This window comes from Aeromonas sp. QDB17 (assembly GCF_027705305.1).
GTDB classification, from domain to species: Bacteria; Pseudomonadota; Gammaproteobacteria; order Enterobacterales; family Aeromonadaceae; genus Aeromonas; species Aeromonas caviae.
Map to the genome: position 1 here is coordinate 250,934 of NZ_JAPDBP010000003.1, position 16,592 is coordinate 267,525.

Sequence of the window (16,592 nt, forward strand, 5' to 3'; positions counted from 1 at the left end):
TGGTGGCTATGACGGGATTCGAACCTGTGACCCCCGCATTATGAGTGCGATGCTCTAACCAACTGAGCTACATAGCCAACCGTGCTTCCAGTGAGTCGTTGCCTCGTCACTGTGCGGCCGGAATTATGCGTATCTGGCTCTGGGGCGTCAACCCTTTTTTTGTTTGAAAAAACGAATTTGGGTGCGTTTGGCGAGTTATTGGCCGCTGTCGTGCAAAAGCCCAACAATCTGGTTTTTTTTACGACATTCGCACCCAGATCGCGCCTCTGGCCAGATAAAAAAGAGGCCAGCAAATGCTGGCCTCTCATGGGGTTAGACGTTGAACAGGAAGTTCATGATATCGCCATCCTTGACGATGTAGTCTTTCCCTTCCGCGCGCATCTTGCCTGCTTCCTTGGCGCCTTGCTCACCCTTGTAGGTGATAAAGTCGTCGAAGGCGATGGTCTGGGCGCGAATAAAGCCTTTTTCGAAGTCGGTGTGGATCTTGCCAGCGGCCTGCGGGGCGGTGGCGCCTACCGGAATGGTCCAGGCGCGCACTTCTTTCACACCGGCGGTGAAGTAGGTCTGCAACTTGAGCAGCTCGTATCCGGAGCGGATCACCCGGTTCAGGCCCGGCTCCTCGATGCCGAGATCCGCCATGAACTCGGCGCGGTCTTCGTCGTCCAGCTCGGCGATGTCCGCCTCGATGGCGCAGCAGACGACCACGACAACGGCGTTCTCGGCGGCGGCTATCTCACGGACCTGATCCAGGTAGGGGTTGTTCTCGAAGCCATCTTCCGCCACGTTGGCGATGTACATGGTGGGTTTGAGGGTCAGGAAGTTGAGGTGGCTGACGGCGTCCAGCTCATCCTTGTCCAGCTTCATGCCGCGGATCATCTGGCCGTTTTCCAGGGCAACCTTGATCTTCTCCAGCACTTCCACTTCCAGCTTGGCATCCTTGTCGCCGCCCTTGGCACGCTTGGACTGGCGATTGATGGCGCGCTCGCAGGCATCCAGGTCGGAGAGGGCCAGCTCGGTGTTGATCACCTCGATGTCGTCGGCCGGGGAGACCTTGCCCGCCACGTGGACGATGTTCTCGTCCTCGAAGCAGCGCACCACGTGACCGATGGCTTCGGTTTCACGGATGTTGGCCAGGAACTGGTTGCCAAGGCCTTCGCCCTTGGAGGCACCGGCCACCAGGCCGGCGATGTCCACGAACTCCATGGTGGTCGGCACGACACGCTGCGGATTGATGATGGCCGCCAGCTGGTCGAGGCGGGGATCCGGCATGGGGACCACACCCGTGTTCGGCTCAATGGTGCAGAACGGGAAGTTGGCGGCTTCGATGCCGGCCTTGGTCAGCGCATTGAACAGGGTGGATTTGCCTACATTGGGCAGGCCCACGATACCGCATTTAAAACCCATGGATTGTTACCTTGTTGGTGGATGCTTCAAGGGGCCGCGCGGGCGGCCCGTGTCGTGTTGCTTGACCCCGAGGCGAGGGATCTCGCCAGGGGGCCGGTCATCTTGAACTGCCTGGCGATGCAGGCTGAAGGCCTAGACTTTCTCGGCCTTGAAACTGTGCAGGCGATTCATGGCCTTGGTCATGTCCTGCTTGAACAGGATGTCGGTGGCGCGCAGGGACTCGTCCAGCGCGGCCTCGATCAGACTCTGCTCACTGCTGGGCGCCTTGGTTAGCACGAAGCCGGCGACCAGCTCCTTGGCGCCCGGATGGCCGATGCCAAGGCGCAGCCGGAAGAAGTTATTGTTGTTGCCCAGTCTGGCGATGATGTCCTTGAGGCCGTTATGGCCGCCGTGACCGCCCCCTTGCTTGAACTTGGCGATGCCGGGAGGCAGGTCCAGCTCGTCGTGGGCCACCAGGATCTCTTCCGGGGCGATCTGGTAGAAGCGCGCGAGCGCCGCCACGGCCTTGCCGGAGAGATTCATGTAGGTGTTCGGGATGAGCAGCCGCACATCCTGCCCGTCCACCAGGAAGCGGGCGGTGTGGCCGAAGAACTTGGGCTCTTCGCGCAGGCTGACATTGTGCCAGCGTGCCAGTTGCTCCACATACCAGGCGCCCGCATTGTGGCGGGTCTTGGCATATTCGGGGCCGGGATTACCCAGCCCGACAATCAGTTTGATTTGACTTGTCACGCTTGATGTCTTCACTCGCTACTTGCCATGGGCGGATGACCCGGGGCAATGGGACGCAATATTCTAGCCGCCGAGTGGCGATCACTCAACCAAAGTGCGGCAAGGTCGGGGAAAAGCCGGACAGAAGGGCTCGGGTGGGGTGGCTCGTCCGAGGTTTTCGTCTCTTGCCGAGTGGAGGTTGGCGGCTGGCGCCAGGCACCCAAAAAAACAAAAACCGCCATTTGGCGGTTTTTGTCACGACAGGGTCTATCAATGCTCGAACATGGCAGAGATGGACTCTTCGTTGCTGATGCGGCGAATCGCTTCGGCCAGCACGGAGGAGAGGGTCAGCTGCTTGACCTTGCCGACTGCCTTCATCTCCGGGGTGAGCGGGATGGAGTCGGTGATGATCAGCTCGTCGATGACCGAATTCTTGATGTTTTCAACGGCGGTGCCGGAGAAGACAGGGTGGGTCGCATAGGCGAACACGCGCTTGGCACCACGCTCTTTCAGCGCTTCGGCCGCCTTGCACAGGGTGCCGCCGGTGTCGATCATGTCGTCGACGATGACGCAGTCACGACCGGCCACGTCGCCGATCAGGTGCATGACCTGGGAGACGTTCGGACGGGGACGACGCTTGTCGATGATGGCGATGTCGGTGTCGTCCAGCAGCTTGGCGATGGCACGAGCACGGACTACGCCGCCGATGTCCGGTGACACGACCACGGGGGATTCGAGGTTCTTGGCCTTCATGTCTTCCAGCAGCACCGGGCTGCCGAACACGTTGTCGACGGGGACGTCGAAGAAGCCCTGGATCTGCTCGGCATGCAGGTCAACGGTCAGCACACGGTCCACACCCACGCTGGAGAGGAAGTCTGCGACGACCTTGGCGGTGATGGGCACACGGGCGGAGCGGACGCGGCGGTCCTGACGGGCATAACCAAAGTAGGGGATAACGGCAGTGATACGGCCAGCTGAAGCACGACGCAGTGCATCCACCATGACGATCAATTCCATCAAATTGTCGTTGGTCGGGGCACAGGTGGATTGAATGATGAAGATATCGCCACCGCGTACATTCTCGTTGATCTGTACGCTGATCTCGCCGTCGCTAAAGCGACCTACGGCAGCATTGCCGAGTTTGATAAACAGGCGATCTGCGATCTTCTGGGCTAGTTCCGGCGTTGCGTTACCAGCAAACAGCTTCATGTCAGGCACGGTTTGAAACCTCGGGGTTGCATCCAGTATGTGGGGAGTCTGATTTTAGACCCGTATCGTTTGGGGGCAAACGATTTAGCAAGATGACGGACAAGGTCTCTGGGCGATGTCGAGTATGGCGTCTCATCACCCGCAGGGTGGGTGGACGGGAATCCACCTTGAGCGCCATCGCGTCAGATTGGCCCAAGACACATCGACGAGGTCAACACCTCCCGATGCGGCCTCAACAAGGAGAGAGTTGGCTGGGGTACTAGGATTCGAACCTAGGAATGGCGAGATCAAAACCCGCTGCCTTACCGCTTGGCGATACCCCAATCACTCACTTGTTGCAAAGTGACGAAGAGTGGTGATATGTTCTCGCCCTTAGCGACAAACCCATCCCAGCCTTCCGGCACTCTTGCCAACACCTTCCGAGCAGCCATTTCGTCTTCAAATCGAGCAAAGACGCAGGCGCCAGTGCCCGTCATTCTTGACGGCGCGTATTCTAGCAACCAGCCGAGCGCATTGGCAACCTCGGGGTGGCGCTTTTTCACCAGCAGTTCGCAATCGTTTTTCCACTCTCCTGCCAGCAGATTGTCCAGGGTCATCTTGGGGGTGTTGCGGGGCAGGTCGGGATCCTGGAACACGGCGGCGGTGGCCACATGGCAATCGGGCTTGAGTACCAGGTACCAGGCATCCGGTACCGCGATCTGTTGCAACCGCTCCCCCACGCCCTCGGCGAAGGCGGCCTTGCCCCGTACGAACACCGGCACGTCGGCGCCCAGCTGCACGCCGAGCTCGGCCAGCTCGTCTTCACTCAAGCCTGCTTGCCAGAGGTGGTTCAGGGCCACGAGGGTGGTGGCCGCGTCCGACGAGCCGCCCCCGATGCCACCGCCCATGGGCAGTACCTTCTCCAGCCGGATATGGGCTCCCTGCGGACTGGCCAACCGGCTCTGCAACAGTCGCGCAGCCCGGATGATGAGGTTTTGTTCATCGGGCACGCCGGGAATGGCCGGGCTCAAGGTGAGCTGGTCGCTGCCGGGGATCGGCTCGAATTCGAGCCAGTCGCCGTGGTTGAGAAAGATGAAGAGGGTCTGCAGTTCGTGGTAGCCATCGGGGCGGCGGCCGTTGACGTGCAGGAAGAGGTTGAGCTTGGCCGGGGCGGGCCAGCGGATCGGCGTCTGGTCGTGCATCATGGTGTCAGGGTCCACTCGTTGATCTGCAGCTTGAGACGGCTCTCCTGCCCGGTCATGGTGAGCAGGTGGGGCAGGCGATAGCCGTCCTGATCCCGATAGTCCCCGTAGACGATCTGCCACTGGCCGTCGCGCACGCTGGCGAGGCTGGCATCGGGGTTGAGCTCGAATTCGGCCTGCCCCGGCAATCCCTTGATCCATTCAGGCAGCCCGGCCACCGGAATGTGCCAGCCGGTGAGCTGATAGACCAGGAGCTCGGCATCCTGGCTCTGGTGCTGTTTTCCGTCGTTGTCGAGCAGAGTCACCTCGCCGCCGGTGCGGGAGAGCTCCAGAATATGGGTGCCGATGAGGCTGGTGAGGTTGAGGCGATAGTCGTCGCCGTTCTGCTGCCAGTTGAGGCGGGCGCTGCCCTTCTGGCGGGCGGTGATGATGGCCATCTTGCCCGACAACTGCCAGTGTGTGAGGCGTTCGAGGCGGGCGCGCTCCTGCTGCCAGTTGACCTGATCCCGCTGGGGTTGGGTGGTGGTACAGCCCGCCAGCACCAGCAGGCAGGCGAGGGAGAAGATACGCAACAACAAGGTGGAGCTCCGCAGATGAGGTTTGCGACAGTATAAGGGGCGGCCGTATTGCTTTTAAAGACTTACCCTTTCTCGTACAATTGTCGGCCTCTACACCCTGTGCATGAAACGATCATCACCCACCCATGAGTCTGCTTGCCCTCGGAATCAACCACAACACCGCCAGTGTCGCCTTGCGGGAGCGGGTCGCCTTTGGCCCGGACCGCATCGATCGCGCCCTGCGTGAGCTGGTGGAGCAGCCTGGCGTCAGCGAGGCGGTGATCGTCTCCACCTGCAACCGCACCGAGCTCTATTGCAGCCTGGAGCAGGGGCAGGGGGAGCAGGTGCTGAGCTGGTTGCAGCGGTTCCACGCGCTGGAGGCGAGCGAGGTGCTCTCCGCCATCTACCGGCACCAGGACGAGGAAGCGGTGCGACACCTGATGCGGGTGGCCTGCGGCCTCGACTCCCTGGTGCTCGGGGAGCCGCAGATCCTGGGGCAGATCAAGCAATCCTACGCCCACGCCCAGCAGGCGGATGCGGTGAAAGGATCCCTGGAGCGCCTGTTCCAGAAATCCTTCTCGGTGGCCAAACGGGTGCGCACTGACACCGAGATCGGCGCCAGCGCGGTGTCGGTGGCCTTCGCCGCCGTGAGCCTGGCCCGCCGTATCTTCTCCGATCTCTCCCAGACCAAGGTGCTGCTGGTGGGCGCCGGTGAAACCATCGAACTGGTTGCCCGCCACCTGCGCGAGCAGAGCGTGACCCGGATGATGGTGGCGAACCGGACCCTGCAACGGGCCCAGTTGCTGGCAGAGGAGTTCGGTGCCCAGGTAATGACGCTCGAAGAGATCCCGGACTACCTGCACGAGGCGGACATCGTCATCAGCTCCACGGCAAGCCCCCTGCCCATCATCGGCAAGGGCATGGTGGAGCGGGCGCTCAAGGCGCGTCGCTTCAAGCCCATGTTCCTGGTGGATATCGCCGTGCCCCGCGACATTGAAGCCGAGGTGGACGAGCTCTCCGATGCCTATCTCTACACGGTGGACGATCTGCAGGGCATCATCGAGCAGAACCTGGAGACCCGCAAGCGGGCGGCCGCCGAGGCGGAACTCATCGTGCAGGAAGAGCGCGACGAGTTCATGGGTTGGTATCGCAGCCAGCACTCGGTGGATCTCATTCGCGATTATCGCCATCAGTCACAGCAGGTCGCCGACGAAGAGTTGCAGCGGGCCTTGCTGGCCCTGCAACAGGGTGAAAATGCCGAGCAGGCGCTCAAGGCCATGGCTCATCGCCTCACCAACAAGCTGATCCACGCACCGACCCAGGCCCTGCGCCAGGCCGCCGCCCAGGGGGACAGCCACAAGCTGGCCCAACTGCGTCAGGTGCTGGGATTGTCACAAGAATCATAGTGTTGGGACGGCCCTTTGCCGTCCCGTCCTCCATCGAGAATCCAAGAGTCATGAACCCCTCATTGATCAGAAAGCTGGAAGGCCTCATCGAGCGCCATGAAGAAGTACAGGCCCTGCTCGGGGAGCCCGGGGTCGCCTCGGATCAGGACAGATACCGCGCCCTGACCCGGGAATACGCCCAGCTGGAAGATATCGTTCACGCCTTCCAGCGTTTCCGCCAGGCCGAAGAGAACCTCGACACCACCCGGCTGATGCTGGAGGAAGAGGATGCCGAGCTGCGGGAGATGGCGCAGGAGGAACTGCCGCTCGCCAAGGCGACCTTCGAGGAGCAGGAGCAGGCGCTTCAGGTGATGCTGTTGCCGCGCGACCCCAAGGATGACAACAACTGCTATCTGGAGATCCGCGCCGGTGCCGGTGGCGACGAGGCGGCCATTTTCGCGGGGGATCTGTTCCGCATGTACTCCCGCTACGCCGAGCGTCAGGGGTGGCGTGTCTCCATCGTCAGCTGCAATGACGGCGAACACGGCGGCTACAAGGAGGTGATCGCCAAGGTGGATGGTGAGCACGTCTACGGCCGCCTCAAGTTCGAGTCCGGCGGCCACCGGGTGCAGCGAGTCCCCGAGACCGAATCCCAGGGCCGGGTGCACACCTCCGCCTGTACCGTGGCCGTGCTGCCCGAAGTGCCGGAAGCCGAGCAGGTGGAGATCAACCCCTCCGAGCTGAAGATCGACACCTTCCGCGCTTCCGGTGCCGGCGGCCAGCACGTCAACAAGACCGACTCCGCCATCCGCATCACCCACCTGCCCACCGGGCTGGTGGTGGAGTGCCAGGACGAGCGCTCCCAGCACAAGAACCGCGCCAAGGCGATGTCGGTGCTCTCCGCCCGCCTGCAGGCGGCCGAGGACGAACGCCACCGCGCCGCCGAGCAGAGTACCCGCCGCAACCTGGTGGGCTCCGGGGATCGCTCCGAGCGCATCCGCACTTACAACTATCCCCAGGGGCGTCTCTCCGAGCACCGGATCAACCTCACCCTCTATCGTCTGGGCGACATCCTGGAAGGGGATCTGGACTGCGTGATCACCCCCCTGGTGCAGGAGTATCAGGCGGATCAGCTCGCCTCCCTGGCCGAGAGCAACTGATGCAGATCCAGCAGGCCCGCGCCCATATCATGGCGACCCTGGCCTCCGGGGAATCCCCCCGTGCCGACGCCGATGCCCTGCTCTGTCATCTGCTGGATTGCCGGCGCAGCTATCTGATGACCTGGCCGGAGCACGAGCTCGATGCCGCCCAGCAGGCAACCCTGGCGGGCTGGCTTGCCCGTCGCCTCAATGGTGAGCCCATTGCCCACCTCATCGGTGAGCGGGAGTTCTGGTCGCTGCCGCTGAAAGTGAGCCCGGCCACCCTGATCCCGCGCCCCGATACCGAGGTGCTGGTGGAACAGGCGCTGGCCCGCCTGCCGGGCGGCCCCTGCGCCCTGCTGGATCTGGGCACGGGCACTGGTGCCATCGCCCTTGCGCTCAAGTCTGAGCGACCGGATGCCGATGTATGGGCGGTGGACAGGATGCCGGCCGCGGCCGCGTTGGCCCGCACCAACAGCGCCGCCCTGGGGTTGCCCATCGAGGTGCGCGACGGCAGCTGGTTTGCGCCGCTCTCGGATGCACCGCGCTTTGCGATGATCGTCTCCAACCCGCCTTACATCGACGGGACGGACCCCCATCTTCACGAGGGGGACGTGCGCTTCGAGCCGCGCTCCGCCCTGGTGGCGGAGGAGCAGGGGCTGGCGGATATCCGCCTCATCGTCACCCAGGCGCCCGCCCATCTGGTGCCAGGTGGCTGGCTGTTGCTGGAACACGGCTGGGATCAGGGGGAGGCGGTGCGTCAACTCCTGCTGCAACAAGGCTACGTCCAGGTGGAAACCGTGCGCGATTACGGCGATAACGAGCGGGTGACCCTGGGGCGCCTGGCTCAGTGATATGACGGGCGGGCCCGGTCTGCCCCTGTTCAAGGAAATCTTATGTATGTTGTTCTCAAGCATCTGCACCTCACCCTGATTGCCGGGGCCGTGCTGATGTTTATCCTGCGCTTTTACTGGTTGCAGACCGGCTCCGCGCTGGCAGGGGGAGCCCGCACCCTCAAGATCAGCAGCTGGCTCAACGGCCTGGTGGTGCTCTCCGGTGCGCTGCTCTGCATGGTGCTGGGCCTCAACCCCCTCAACAACGCCATCCCCTGGCTGGCCGAGAAGCTGACATCCATCCTGGTGGTGGCGTTTCTGGCCATGATGGTGCTGCGCCTGGCCCGCAGCAACGGCATCCGCTGGTTTGCCTTCCTGGGCGCACTGGGGTGGATCTTCTTTATCACCAAGCTTGCGGTGCAAAAGCAGGCCAGCCTGTTCGGCTAGGAAGGATGACGATGATACGTGTGGATGAGTGGACCGACTTCGAGGCTCACGATCTGGCCGAGCTGGCGCTGTCGGTGAGCGACGAGATCCGGGGCCATGGCGGCACGGGAGAGGCCGAGCTTGCCCTCCTCGATGCCTGGCTGGACGAGACGATTGCCGAGGGAGATTGCGACGAGGTGCGCCGTCAGCTGTTGCAGGGTTTCTACCAGACCCTGGGCTTTCGTGGCGACTGGCAGGATTACTTCTCGTCCGCCAACTGCGATCTGGACCAGGTGCTGGCAAGGCGCAAGGGGATCCCGGTCAGTCTCGGCATCCTCCTCATCCAGCTGGGTCGCAAGATAGGGCTGGATGTGGAGGGGATCTGCTTCCCCGGCCATTTCCTCCTGAGTTTTGCCGGTCTGGACGGGGAGGTCTATGTGGACCCCTTCAACGGTGATGAACTGAGCCGGCACCGCATCGAACTGCTGCTGCGCGGTGCCCTCGGCAACCTGGCGAGTCTGGGCGATGATCATCTGCAGCCATCGGGGCAGTGGGAGATCATCGAGCGCTTGCTCAATGTCAGCAAGGGCGCCCTGCTGCGCGAGGAGCGCATGACGGAGGCGTTGCGCTGCAGCGAGCTGCTGCTGCGCATGAAGCCCGGCGATCCGCTGGAGACGCGGGATCGGGGCTTCATCTATGAGCAACTCGATTGCCCGCGCTTTGCCGCCGACGATTTCGAATACTTTATTGAACAATGCCCTGATGATCCCGTGGCCGATGTGCTGAAAACCCAGCTGGCCACCCTGGACCTCAGTCCCAAGCCCCTCCATTAAGGATCCCTGAGATGGAACAGAAGAATATCAAGGTCAACCAGATCGACGTCGCCAACGACAAACCTTTCGTGCTGTTCGGCGGCATGAACGTGCTGGAATCCCGCGACATGGCGATGGCGGTGTGCGAGAAGTACGTGGAAGTGACCAGCAAGCTCGGCATCCCGTTCGTGTTCAAGGCGAGCTGGGACAAGGCCAACCGCTCCTCCATCCACTCCTATCGCGGCCCGGGTCTGGAAGAGGGGATGAAGATCTTCCAGGAGCTGAAAGCGACCTTCGGCATGCCGGTGATCTCCGATTTGCATGAGCCCCATCAGGCCAAACCGGTCGCCGAGGTGGTCGACGTCATCCAGCTGCCCGCCTTCCTGGCGCGCCAGACCGATCTGGTGGAGGCCATGGCCCGCACCGGCAACGTCATCAACATCAAGAAGCCGCAATTCCTGAGCCCAAGCCAGATGAAGAACATCACCGACAAGTTCGAGGAGTGTGGTAACGATCGCCTGATCCTCTGCGAGCGCGGTGCCAACTTCGGCTATGACAACCTGGTGGTGGACATGCTGGGCCTGGGCGTCATGAAGAAGAGCACCGGCGGCTATCCGGTCATCTTTGACGTCACCCACTCCCTGCAGTGCCGTGATCCCCTGGGGGCGGCCTCCGGTGGTCGCCGCGAGCAGGTGACCGAGTTGGCTCGTGCCGGCATGGCGGTGGGCCTGGCCGGTCTCTTTATCGAATCCCACCCGGATCCGAAAATTGCCCGCTGTGACGGCCCGAGCGCCCTGCCGCTGGAGAAGCTGGAAGGCTTCCTCAAGCAGATGAAGGCCATCGACGATCTCGTCAAGGGCTTCGAGCCCCTCGATACCTCCGCCTGATCGCGATTTTTACTATCAAAAATGCCCCGCCATGCGGGGCATTTTTATTTCCGTCATTTTCATTTGGTGCTCTTCGGCGTCCATTGCGACCATGTTTCCGTGGTGTTAATGATGTTAAATATATTGTGTGATTGATGTCTCTTATTTGCTTCTTATGACATGCAAAAGTAGCGACCGTCAGGATGGCAAAAAGGTATGAAGCGGGTGAGATAACCCTATTTCTCGCCGCAGACTGCTGCATGCGTTATTTGCTGTCAGTGGAGTCACACTTATTAACAGGACGTTGAACATGCACAAGAAAATTGTCAGTAGCCTCTATTTTCAGGTGATATTGGCAATCACCATCGGAATATGTCTGGGACATGTCTATCCGAGTCTGGGCGCAGATATGAAACCCCTTGGTGATGGCTTCGTTAAATTAATCAAGATGATCATCGCACCCGTCATTTTCTGTACCGTGGTCACCGGCATTGCCGGCATGGAAAGCATGAAGGCGGTGGGCAAAACCGGTGCCATTGCGCTGATCTATTTTGAAGTGGTGAGCACCCTGGCCCTGATCATCGGTCTGTGCGTGGTCAACGTGCTGCAGCCCGGGGCCGGTATGAATGTGGATCCCTCCTCACTCGACGCCAGCGCCATCTCCGTCTATGCGGATCAGGCCCAGTCCCAGGGGATAATTCCCTTCCTGCTGGATGTGATACCGGCCAGCGTCATAGGTGCCTTTGCCGGCGGCAATATACTCCAGGTGTTGCTGTTTGCCGTCCTGTTCGGATTTTCCCTGCATCATATCGGGGAGAAGGGAAAACCCATCTTCAATATCATCGATGGTTTCTCCCAGGTTATTTTCGGCATCATCAACATGATCATGAAACTGGCGCCGATCGGGGCATTTGGTGCCATGGCATTCACCATAGGGAAATACGGCATTGGTTCTTTGGTGCAGCTGGGGCAATTAATTGCTAGCTTCTATCTGACCTGCCTGCTGTTTATTTTTCTGGTACTTGGCAGTATCGCCAAAGCCAATGGCTTCAGCATTGTGCGCTTTATTGCCTATATCCGGGAAGAGCTGTTGATCGTGCTCGGAACATCCTCGTCGGAATCCGTATTGCCGCGCATGCTGGTGAAAATGGAGGCGCTGGGCTGCAAGAAATCGGTGGTGGGTCTGGTGATCCCAACCGGTTACTCATTCAACCTGGACGGCACCTCCATCTATCTGACCATGGCAGCCGTCTTCATCGCCCAGGCGACCAACACCCCGCTGGACCTGTTCCATCAGCTCACCCTGCTGGTGGTGCTGCTTATCTCCTCCAAGGGGGCGGCCGGAGTCACGGGGAGTGGCTTCATCGTGCTGGCAGCCACCATCTCGGCGGTAGGGCATCTGCCGCTGGCCGGGCTGGCGCTGATCCTCGGGATTGATCGCTTCATGTCGGAGGCGCGCGCCCTGACCAACCTCATCGGCAACGGGGTGGCGACCCTGGTGGTGGCCCGTTACTGCGATCAGCTCGACGAGGCCACCATGCAGGACGCCCTGGCGAAACCCGTGGTGGCAAGGCCGGTGGACCTGCGTAGCTGACCCAGGTTCCGGCGGCGATCATCACCCATGAAAAAACGGCCCGAGGGGGCCGTTTTTTCATCTCTTTTCGCAGGGCGCCTTACAGGCTCTGGGTGAAGGTGCGGGTGACCACGTCACGCTGCTGCTCCGGGGTCAGGGCGTTGAAACGCACGGCGTAGCCGGAGACGCGGATGGTGAGCTGCGGGTATTTTTCCGGGTTGGCGATGGCGTCTTCCAGGGTTTCGCGGCGCAGTACGTTGACGTTCAGGTGCTGACCCCCTTCGACCACAGGCTCTTGCTGAACCGGCAGTTCACGGTATTCGAATTGACCCAGGTCGGAGAGGCTGACTTCCTGATCGGCGGCAAAGCTGTCGCCCTTGGCGCAGATGCAGCGAGCCTGTTGTTTCTCTTCGTCCAGCAGCCAGAAAGAGTTCAGCAGAGCGGCGTTGGCGGACTGGGTGATTTGGATGCCCTTGATCATGGTATGACTCCTCATAGGAAAGCGGATTCAACGGTAAGCACATTACCCTGATGTTTTTAAACCACCTCTTGGAAGGAATGATTTAACGGGGCCTTGCCTTACACCTTTACTTCGTTGGGGCCATATATACCACGACGGTAATATTACGAAAATTGATCCAAATCAATAAAATCCAATTTTATGCGCTTTGAAAGGGATTAAATCATTGAGTTGAATCAAAAACAGATCATTTTTCTGTTTTTGTAAGATATATGAATTATGCATTTTTTATTATTCATATCTAGTAATTTAACTACACCTTTGGGGTTTGTTTCTGGCGTCAGCGAAAACCGGCCTGCCCATGAGGCTTGTCCGAAGGACGTCCTGTTATTCCTGTGTCGACGCAGCACCGGTCATTGCCCGTGAACGCCGCCGCCACTTCCCAGGCTGGCAAGGCTGAGCCTGACCTCCATGCGGTTGCGTCTTGGGGGCGAGGACCCTATCCTGAGCCCCTTGCTCTATTGACCGAGGAGATAGCGGTGCCAAGCTGGACAGAAGGCGGGGAGTGGGGAGAGGGAGAGGCTGGCATGCCAGCCAGGATGGAAGGAGTGGATTCGCAACGAGAGGAGACGGGTGTGCTGACCTGGAAAGATGTGATTGGTTCGGAGAAAGAGCAGGCGTATTTCATGGACACCCTGGCCACCGTCAGGGCCGAGCGGGAGGCGGGCAAGGTGATCTATCCCCCGGCGACCGAGGTATTCAATGCCTTCAAACTGACCGAGCTGGATGACGTCAAGGTGGTGATCCTGGGGCAGGATCCCTATCACGGCCCGGACCAGGCGCACGGCCTCTGCTTCTCCGTCTTGCCCGGAGTGCGCACGCCGCCGTCCCTCGTCAACATCTACAAGGAGATGCAGCGGGATCTGCCGGGTTTTGTCACACCCCATCACGGCTTTCTGGAGTCCTGGGCCAGACAGGGGGTGCTGCTGCTCAATACGGTGCTGACGGTCCAGGCGGGCATGGCGCACTCTCACGCCCACCTGGGGTGGGAGACTTTTACCGATCGAGTCATCGAGCGGATCAATGCCCATTGCCAGGGCGTCGTCTTCCTGCTGTGGGGCGCTCATGCCCAGAAGAAAGGGCGCTTCATCGACCGGTCGCGCCACCATGTGCTGAGCGCCCCCCATCCCAGCCCGCTCTCTGCCCATCGCGGTTTCATCGGTTGCGGCCACTTCTCCGAGGCCAATCGCCTGTTGGTCCAGCAGGGACGCAGTCCCATCGACTGGCTCTCGGTCTGCGCCGATCCGGCGGCCTGACGCCGTAAATGCACAGGGGAAATGGTCTCCCCTGTGCCCCCTGTGGTGAGAGGCTGGTGCAGCCGCTGTCTGCATCCGACTTGATTGAGTGCAAAGTTCAGGCAATAAATGACCGTATACTCGAGACAGACGTTTTCTCATTTCAGTGCAAGGAGTGCCCATGTTATCCAGTCTGCATAAGGACCACCTCAACATCACCCGGTTGCTGACGCTGCTCAAGCAAAAGCTGGCGGCCATTCGCAATGAGCAGCCGGTGAGCTACTTCCTGCTGCGGGATGTGGTGGATTATCTGCGCGAGGTATCCGACAAGTACCACCACCCGAAGGAAGACATGATTTATGACTACTACCTGAAATACAGGGTGGTGGAGGGGGAGGTGGCCAACCGGCTGCACGAGGAGCACGCCCGTCTGCTGGATGCAGGGACCGAGCTCAAGGAGATGGTGGAGATGATCCTGATGGATGCGGTCATCCCGCTGGATCAGTTCGTGGCCCGTCTGGAGCAGTTCATCGAGCAGCAGGAGGCGCACATGAACTATGAGGAAGGGGTCATCTTCCCCCATCTGCGCGACTCCCTGACCGAGGATGACTGGCGTCATCTCGAACAGCTCTGGCAGAACCGGGCCATCAATGATCCCCTGTTCGGGGCGGAGGTGAGCCAGCACTTCCAGGCGCTGGCCAAACAGCTCTCGCTGCCTGCAGCCTGACAGGAGGTTCACCCATAAAAACAGCGCCCCGGTCAATCCGGGGCGCTGTTTTTATGGCTCCACTCGCTGGAGTGAAACATGGGCGGCCTGGGCGTATCAGAGCTCCAGGTCGTCCGATCCTTCATAGGCGATGTCGATGGCCTGCAGCTCCTTTTGCAGGCGGTGCTTGTCTTTAAGCGCCTCAATCTCACGCCATTTGCGTTTTTTTCCCGTTGTCCCGCGGCTACGTGAACCCAGCTCAACGACCTCGTCAAAATCGAAGTTGAACATGTCCATGGCTCCCTCCTTGGTTTTATGGTTTTCACCATCCGTATAACACGACGCCTTTGAAAATAAAACGTTTTTATGACGAAGTTGTGACAACCGGAAACAGGCACAAAAAAACCGGGCTGCCCTTTCGGGAGCCCGGTTTTTGCAGCGCCACTTCGCTCTGTGAGCGCCGTGTGGCGAGCGGCCTTACAGGTGGCTGGCCAGCATGGTTTCCAGCTTGCCCTGGTCGATGGCGAACAGGCGGATGCCTTCCCCCAGTTTCTCGACGGCCATGGCGTCCTGGTTCAGCTCCCAGCGGAATTCGGCTTCGGTCATCGGGGCCGGTTTGGCTGTGCGCTCGCCGGTGTAGTCCAGCTTGCGCACCACGGTGCCTTCGGCCTTGCTCAGCTCTTCCAGCAAAGCGGGGCCAATGGTCAGGCGGTCGCAGCCGGCCAGTTCCAGGATTTCGCCGGTGTTGCGGAAGCTCGCGCCCATGACCACGGTCGGGTAGTTGTGCTGCTTGTAGTAGTTGTAGATGGCGGTGACGGAGACCACGCCCGGATCTTCACTGGCGGTGTAGTCACGGCCGTTCTTGGCCTTGTACCAGTCGAGGATGCGGCCCACGAACGGGGAGATGAGGAAGGCACCGGCTTCGGCACAGGCACGAGCCTGGGCGAAGGAGAACAGCAGGGTCAGGTTGCACTGGATACCCTCTTTCTCCAGCACCTCGGCGGCACGGATCCCTTCCCAGGTGGAGGCCAGCTTGATCAGGATGCGATCATTGCTGATACCGGCTTCGTTGTAGAGGCGGATCAGCTTGCGGGCCTTGGCGATGCTGGCGTCGGTGTCGAAGGAGAGGCGGGCGTCCACTTCGGTGGAGATGCGGCCCGGGACGATTTTCAGCACTTCGAGGCCGATGTTGACCGCCAGCTTGTCGCCTGCGTCGATGATTTGCTGTGCCTTGTCCTGGCTCTGGGATTTGGCCCAGGCAATGGCGTCCTGGATCAGGGCTGCGTACTCGGGGATCTCGGAGGCCTTGAGTACCAGAGAGGGGTTGGTGGTGGCATCGATGGGCTGGTAGCGCTTGATGGCTTCGATGTCGCCGGTATCGGCAACCACTGTGGTCAGGGCTTTCAGCTGGGTCAATTTATCGGCCATGGCAAATATCATCTCTTTATGAGGGAGCAATCCCAGGGTGGCGGGCATGAGACGGCAGTTCTGAAATTTAATTACAAGATCCCGGCGGCTCAGGCTCAGAAAGGGGCGATGGGCAGGCCCCATCGTCATTGCCTGCCTAATTAATACGGATGTGGCGCATCCTGCAATAGGGGGGCTTGTATGCGAATCAGCCAGGTGGTGAAAGCGGTACCGGCTGTCGAGTGAAAGTGTTTGATAAAAAACGAGTTTTATTCATGGTGTGGCGGCTGGCTCCGACATGGAAAAGCGCAATTATTTTGGTGGATTCATGATTTTGTGCGGTAGGTCACATAAATAGTTCTGTCAGCTACTTGAAATTTAATTACGTGTAAAACGTTTTGCGTTACAACCCCTTGCCGATGAGGCATGAGAGGCAAACGCTTGTCTCCCTGATGTCGTTTCACTCAGCGGTTTTTACCCCCATGGGATGAGTTGTAAAATGGTTCTCTATTGGCTCTAATTTGTAAGGGCGCTGGGTAGCGCATCAATTTTTGTTGATTTATTGCGTGCTAAATGAAGCTTTTTTGCATCAAATTGCTCGTTTTTTGTCTCCCCAGTGAGCCCTGTCACT

The 16,592-nt window shown here is 60.1% G+C and carries 17 protein-coding genes and 2 tRNA genes; 9 read left to right on the forward strand and 10 right to left on the reverse strand.

Translation table 11 applies throughout. The features are described 5' to 3' along the window. The 7 genes from OKC41_RS04620 to lolB form a co-directional block, all read right to left on the reverse strand. A tRNA-Met gene (locus OKC41_RS04620) sits at window positions 1–77 on the reverse strand. 235 nt (window positions 78–312) lie between these two features. After that, the gene (gene ychF / locus OKC41_RS04625; protein ID WP_010673843.1) at window positions 313–1,404 is read right to left on the reverse strand and encodes a redox-regulated ATPase YchF; all 1,092 of its coding nucleotides are present in this window, start codon (window positions 1,402–1,404) and stop codon (window positions 313–315) included. A gap of 132 nt (window positions 1,405–1,536) precedes the next feature. Beyond that, entirely contained in the window at window positions 1,537–2,133 is a 597-nt protein-coding gene (pth, locus tag OKC41_RS04630; protein WP_048207164.1) for an aminoacyl-tRNA hydrolase, read from the reverse strand. A gap of 249 nt (window positions 2,134–2,382) precedes the next feature. After that, a complete protein-coding gene (locus tag OKC41_RS04635) occupies window positions 2,383–3,330 on the reverse strand; it encodes a ribose-phosphate pyrophosphokinase (RefSeq protein ID WP_010673845.1) in 948 nt (315 codons plus the stop codon). Between the two features lie 239 nt (window positions 3,331–3,569). Beyond that, window positions 3,570–3,644: transfer RNA gene (locus OKC41_RS04640), tRNA-Gln, on the reverse strand. Continuing rightward, entirely contained in the window at window positions 3,624–4,502 is an 879-nt protein-coding gene (gene ispE / locus OKC41_RS04645) for a 4-(cytidine 5'-diphospho)-2-C-methyl-D-erythritol kinase (protein ID WP_200164971.1), read from the reverse strand. Before ispE ends, OKC41_RS04640 begins: the two co-directional genes overlap by 21 nt. Beyond that, complete coding sequence (lolB, locus tag OKC41_RS04650; RefSeq protein WP_042015579.1) at window positions 4,502–5,080, reverse strand: lipoprotein insertase outer membrane protein LolB; 579 nt, start codon at window positions 5,078–5,080, stop codon at window positions 4,502–4,504. Before lolB ends, ispE begins: the two co-directional genes overlap by 1 nt. Before the next feature lie 125 nt (window positions 5,081–5,205). Between lolB and hemA the strand changes: the two genes are divergently transcribed. The 7 genes from hemA to OKC41_RS04685 all read left to right on the forward strand — a co-directional run bounded on the left by hemA (window position 5,206) and on the right by OKC41_RS04685 (window position 12,114). Continuing rightward, entirely contained in the window at window positions 5,206–6,465 is a 1,260-nt protein-coding gene (gene hemA / locus OKC41_RS04655) for a glutamyl-tRNA reductase (RefSeq protein WP_201894330.1), read from the forward strand. Window positions 6,466–6,515: 50 nt separating this feature from the next. Then, window positions 6,516–7,604, forward strand: coding sequence for a peptide chain release factor 1 (gene prfA, locus OKC41_RS04660; protein ID WP_039039601.1), 1,089 nt, complete (start codon window positions 6,516–6,518; stop codon window positions 7,602–7,604). Further along, window positions 7,604–8,437 carry a peptide chain release factor N(5)-glutamine methyltransferase gene (prmC, locus tag OKC41_RS04665; protein ID WP_039039602.1) on the forward strand — a complete coding sequence of 278 codons (834 nt, stop codon included), beginning with the start codon at window positions 7,604–7,606 and terminating at the stop codon, window positions 8,435–8,437. The genes prfA and prmC overlap by 1 nt, the downstream gene beginning before the upstream one ends. A 42-nt stretch (window positions 8,438–8,479) precedes the next feature. After that, window positions 8,480–8,863, forward strand: coding sequence for a SirB2 family protein (locus OKC41_RS04670; protein WP_201894329.1), 384 nt, complete (start codon window positions 8,480–8,482; stop codon window positions 8,861–8,863). Between the two features lie 11 nt (window positions 8,864–8,874). Next, window positions 8,875–9,675 (forward strand): SirB1 family protein, encoded by an 801-nt coding sequence (locus OKC41_RS04675; RefSeq protein ID WP_201894328.1) that lies wholly within the window; start codon window positions 8,875–8,877, stop codon window positions 9,673–9,675. 11 nt (window positions 9,676–9,686) lie between these two features. After that, window positions 9,687–10,541 (forward strand): 3-deoxy-8-phosphooctulonate synthase, encoded by an 855-nt coding sequence (gene kdsA / locus OKC41_RS04680; protein ID WP_039039605.1) that lies wholly within the window; start codon window positions 9,687–9,689, stop codon window positions 10,539–10,541. Between the two features lie 289 nt (window positions 10,542–10,830). Beyond that, window positions 10,831–12,114 (forward strand): dicarboxylate/amino acid:cation symporter, encoded by a 1,284-nt coding sequence (locus tag OKC41_RS04685; protein WP_041212586.1) that lies wholly within the window; start codon window positions 10,831–10,833, stop codon window positions 12,112–12,114. A gap of 79 nt (window positions 12,115–12,193) precedes the next feature. Here OKC41_RS04685 and grcA read toward each other — a convergent pair whose 3' ends face one another. Beyond that, complete coding sequence (gene grcA, locus OKC41_RS04690; protein ID WP_010673855.1) at window positions 12,194–12,574, reverse strand: autonomous glycyl radical cofactor GrcA; 381 nt, start codon at window positions 12,572–12,574, stop codon at window positions 12,194–12,196. Between the two features lie 614 nt (window positions 12,575–13,188). On the opposite strand from grcA, the gene ung reads away from it, so the two are divergent. Continuing rightward, window positions 13,189–13,869 carry a uracil-DNA glycosylase gene (ung, locus tag OKC41_RS04695; protein WP_048207174.1) on the forward strand — a complete coding sequence of 227 codons (681 nt, stop codon included), beginning with the start codon at window positions 13,189–13,191 and terminating at the stop codon, window positions 13,867–13,869. A gap of 160 nt (window positions 13,870–14,029) precedes the next feature. Then, the gene (locus tag OKC41_RS04700; RefSeq protein WP_041212588.1) at window positions 14,030–14,575 is read left to right on the forward strand and encodes a hemerythrin domain-containing protein; all 546 of its coding nucleotides are present in this window, start codon (window positions 14,030–14,032) and stop codon (window positions 14,573–14,575) included. 96 nt (window positions 14,576–14,671) lie between these two features. On the opposite strand, the gene OKC41_RS04705 is transcribed toward OKC41_RS04700, so the two are convergent. Beyond that, window positions 14,672–14,851, reverse strand: a complete 180-nt coding sequence (locus tag OKC41_RS04705) for a DUF3545 family protein (protein ID WP_010673858.1) — start codon at window positions 14,849–14,851, stop codon at window positions 14,672–14,674. A 180-nt stretch (window positions 14,852–15,031) separates the two neighbouring features. After that, window positions 15,032–15,982, reverse strand: coding sequence for a transaldolase (gene tal / locus OKC41_RS04710; RefSeq protein ID WP_201894327.1), 951 nt, complete (start codon window positions 15,980–15,982; stop codon window positions 15,032–15,034). Between the last annotated feature and the right edge of the window lie 610 nt (window positions 15,983–16,592).